Source organism: Pseudemcibacter sp., from assembly GCF_965661635.1.
GTDB lineage: Bacteria > Pseudomonadota > Alphaproteobacteria > Sphingomonadales > Emcibacteraceae > Pseudemcibacter.
The window spans coordinates 1-3,975 of record NZ_CBFIEP010000188.1; the positions used below are offsets into that span (position 1 = coordinate 1).

The window sequence follows — 3,975 nt, forward strand, 5'->3', positions numbered from 1 at the left end:
ATTATATTCTGCCATACCATCAACATCACCATAAAACCACATGTTGTTCTCAGGATCATTTTCCGGACCATACCATAGTTTTTTCCATGGCTTCCTAAGAAGACCCTCCACCGTCATGTTACCAGGGTCTAAAGTATCAGGACGATCACTTTGGTTTTTTATGGGTTCAGGAACCCACCCGCGATTAACGATAACGCTCGTACCATTATTTAGAATTAAAGGCGTATAAAGATCATACCCCGGTTCCCCATTAGGCCCCACACTGTACATAGTCATTTCATGATCATGATCAAATATACCGTTAACAGTTACATGCAGATATTCCAGATCATCTAAATTATCAACATTCGTAGGTAATGATACTGGCACGCTTGTTGCCCGCTGTTTAATTTTTTCGATAAGGTCCAATTTCCAATCAAGTCTTTCAACTTGCCAATTACCAAGCAAAAGCAAACAAACCAACAAAGGGATTGTCATAAGAGTTGGCCAGAGCCGAGGTTTAAATGAATATGAGTTCATTATTATTTATCCAACTTGCCTTCTGTTACTCTAAAACCATTTGGGAAAGAAACACCCCAGCCCCGCTTTCATTGGCGAGACTGGGGTGTCTAAATTTAAATTATTAGTCAAATGACTTAGCCCTTAATTCCTACATAAATGCAGAAGAAAAGAACTAGCCATACGACGTCAACAAAATGCCAGTACCAAGCCGCCGCTTCAAAACCGAAATGGTGATCTGGTTTAAAGTGGCCTTTAATGCCACGGAATAAACAGACAAGTAAAAAGACTGTTCCGATCAATACATGGAAACCATGGAAACCTGTCGCCATATAAAATGTCGAGCTGTAAATTCCATCGGCAAAACCGAATGTCGCATGCATATATTCATAAGCCTGAATACATGTGAAGAAAGCACCAAGAAGCACAGTAAAGAGTAACATTTGAATGAACATCTTGCGATCACCTTCAACAAGTGAATGGTGAGCCCATGTTACAGTACAGCCCGATAGTAGCAGTACGAGTGTATTCACAAGCGGTAAATGCCATGGGTCAAGCGTTTCAACACCTTCTGGTGGCCATACAAAATTGATGGCTTCCGCAGGGAAAACGCTAGCATTAAAGAAAGCCCAGAACCATGCAACGAAGAACATTACTTCGGAAATAATAAATAGGAACATGCCATAACGTAGACCTAATTGTACGATCGGTGTATGATGACCTTCGTGTTCGCCTTCTTTAATAACATCACCCCACCAGCTATAAGCACCGAAGAGTGTAGCAATAACACCAACTGCAAATAACCATGGGCTATCAAAATGCATATAAAGAACAGCACCAAAGAACAATAAAAATGCTGCAAACGAGCAGAATATTGGCCACGGGCTTGGATCTACCAAGTGGTAATTATGATTTGGAGCATGTGAATCTGACATATGTGATTCCTTACTTTTCTAGTTTAATTATTCAAATTGTTTATTGTAATCGTCTACTGGGAAAAAAGTATAAGACAGCGTTAATTCCTTAATTTCATCCACATCTTCATCTTCGTCAAATTCTGGATCAATATAAAAACTAACAGCCATGTCCACTTCTTCACCAGGCTGTAATGTTTGTTCTGTAAAACAGAAACATTCAATCTTGTTAAAGTAATAAGCCGTTTTAAAAGGTGTCACATTAAATGTAGCAACGCCCGTTACCGGTTTATCACTTTCATTAACTGCTTTATAAAAGATTAGCGCTTCTTCACCAACTTTCACTTTTACCCGTCTTTGCACAGGTTTAAACTTCCAAGGAAGTTGACCGTTAATATCTGAATTAAAAAGAACTGTTACCTCACGGTCTAATATAACGTCAGGCGCATAATCTGCAGTATTGGTCGTTCCGCCAATCCCCGTCACCTGACAGAACATTTGATATAACGGCACAGATGCCGCTACTAAAACTGCCATGCTAAAGACTATACCTAAGGTTAGGAAAAGCGTTTTTGTGTGTACATTATTTGGTTGAGTAGTATTACCCATTTATATGACCCCCAACTTTACAAGCGTGACCATGAAAAATAAAAACACAAGACCACCCAAGATCGCGGCAAGTGTGAAATTGCGGCCTTTTCGCTTTTTATGTTCTTCATGAAATGGCATTTATAAAACTCTCCCGATTAGATTTTCTATCCCTAATACTGCAAATAATGCAAAGAGGTAAAAAATCGAAAAGAAGAATACTTTTTTGGCACTCGCGCTATCTTCATCAACGGATTTTTTATCAGTGAGAAGCGCATAGGAAAGCCAAATGAACATACCGCCAAGAAGAGCGGCCGTAGCCCCATAAATAAGACCGGCAAAGCCAAAATACCAAGGAAGCAATGTGACCGGCACCATCGCAAGAGTATAAAGCATAATGTGATTTTTAGTTGCTTTTTCACCGCTTACAACAGGCAGCATTGGGATGCCCGCATTTGCATAATCTTTACAGGCATAAAGTGAAAGAGCCCAAAAATGAGGCGGTGTCCACATAAAGATAATTGCAAATAAAGTAACACTTGCGAGGCTTACATCACCCGTAACAGCAGCCCAAGCCACCATTGGAGGAAACGCGCCAGAAGCACCACCAATCACAATATTTTGTGCCGTGCGTCTTTTAAGCCACATTGTGTATACAACAACATAAAAAAGAATAGTAACCGTCAGCAAAACGGCAGCCACTGCATTTACAAGCAAACCCATCGTAAGCACAGAGGCAACAGAAAGGCCAACCCCAAAATGTAATGCTGATTCAGGGTCAATCTTACCCGATGGAATAGGACGTCCCGCCGTACGTTTCATTTTTGCATCAAGATCCGCTTCGTACCACATATTTAGGCAACCAGACGCACCAGCAGCAACCGCAATACAAAGTATAGCTGTGAAACCGATAATCGGATGAATTTCACCGGGCGCAACGAGCAAACCTATAAAGGCCGTAAAAATAACCAATGACACCACCCGAGGTTTAAGCAGGCAAAAATAATCACCTGCCGTTGGCAGATAATAATCATTTAGTTCCTGATTTTCTGATGTAATGTCCATGTTACTTTAAATCTTTGATTAAATTGAAAGCTGCCGAGCCTGAAAAAGACCCGGCCGCCATTTGAATTATTTGATTCGTGGCAATTCATTGAATTGGTGAAACGGAGGTGGAGAAGATAACGTCCACTCAAGTGTCGTTGCCGCCTCACCCCATTGGTTGTTAACAACACGTACTTTAGAACGCATAGTCATCCATACACCAATAAAGAAGAATATAAGACCAACAGCCATCACACCGTAACCAACAGATGACCAGAAATTCCACTGGGCATATGCATCTGGATAATCAGGAATACGACGTGGCATACCTGCAAGCCCTAAGAAATGTTGCGGGAAGAAAATCAAATTAACACCCGCAAATGTAAACCAGAAATGTAGTTTGGAAATAAGCTGCGGGTATGGTTTACCACTCATTTTGCCAATCCAGTAATACCAACCGGCATAAATTGAGAAAAGCGAACCCATTGACATTGTATAATGGAAATGAGCTACAACGTAGTAAGTATCATGCATTGATGTATCAACACCAGCATTCGCTAGTACAACACCCGTAACACCCCCAATAGTGAAAAGGAAAATCATACCAATCGCAAATAACATTGGTGTTTCAAAACGGATTGAACCACCCCACATTGTACCTAACCATGAGAAAATCTTAATCCCTGTTGGTACCGCAATAACCATTGTCGCTACCGTAAAGTATGCTTTCGTATCAACATCCATGCCGACAGTGAACATGTGATGAGCCCATACGATAAAGCCTACAACGCCAATCGCGACCATCGCATATGCCATTCCGAGATATCCGAAAATCGGCTTATTTGAGAAAGTTGAAACAATATGACTAATAAGACCAAAACCAGGAAGAATAAGAATATACACTTCAGGATGACCAAAGAACCAGAACAAA

At 40.8% G+C, this 3,975-nt stretch carries 5 protein-coding genes; all 5 read right to left on the minus strand.

From position 1 onward, the window contains the following. Nucleotides 1-477 (minus strand): SURF1 family protein (locus ACTF6W_RS12115; protein WP_438994808.1); only part of this gene is annotated, 477 nt, incomplete at its 3' end. Between the two features lie 158 nt (nucleotides 478-635). Further along, complete coding sequence (locus ACTF6W_RS12120) at nucleotides 636-1,433, minus strand: cytochrome c oxidase subunit 3 (protein WP_438994809.1); 798 nt, start codon at nucleotides 1,431-1,433, stop codon at nucleotides 636-638. Between the two features lie 27 nt (nucleotides 1,434-1,460). After that, nucleotides 1,461-2,021: a cytochrome c oxidase assembly protein gene (locus ACTF6W_RS12125; RefSeq protein WP_438994810.1), complete on the minus strand. Its 561-nt coding sequence runs from the start codon at nucleotides 2,019-2,021 to the stop codon at nucleotides 1,461-1,463. Between the two features lie 120 nt (nucleotides 2,022-2,141). Further along, a complete protein-coding gene (locus ACTF6W_RS12130) occupies nucleotides 2,142-3,065 on the minus strand; it encodes a heme o synthase (RefSeq protein ID WP_438994811.1) in 924 nt (307 codons plus the stop codon). 66 nt (nucleotides 3,066-3,131) lie between these two features. After that, nucleotides 3,132-3,975, minus strand: an 844-nt coding sequence (locus ACTF6W_RS12135) for a cbb3-type cytochrome c oxidase subunit I (RefSeq protein ID WP_438994812.1), incomplete at its 5' end; no start/stop codon positions are given.

What these genes read in the sequence shown, in the direction of transcription:
- ACTF6W_RS12125 (WP_438994810.1), bottom strand. Translation starts at nt 2,021, where the DNA reads ATGGGTAATACTACTCAACCAAATAATGTACACACAAAAACGCTTTTC.
- ACTF6W_RS12120 (WP_438994809.1), bottom strand. Translation starts at nt 1,433, where the DNA reads ATGTCAGATTCACATGCTCCAAATCATAATTACCACTTGGTAGATCCA.
- ACTF6W_RS12130 (WP_438994811.1), bottom strand. Translation starts at nt 3,065, where the DNA reads ATGGACATTACATCAGAAAATCAGGAACTAAATGATTATTATCTGCCA.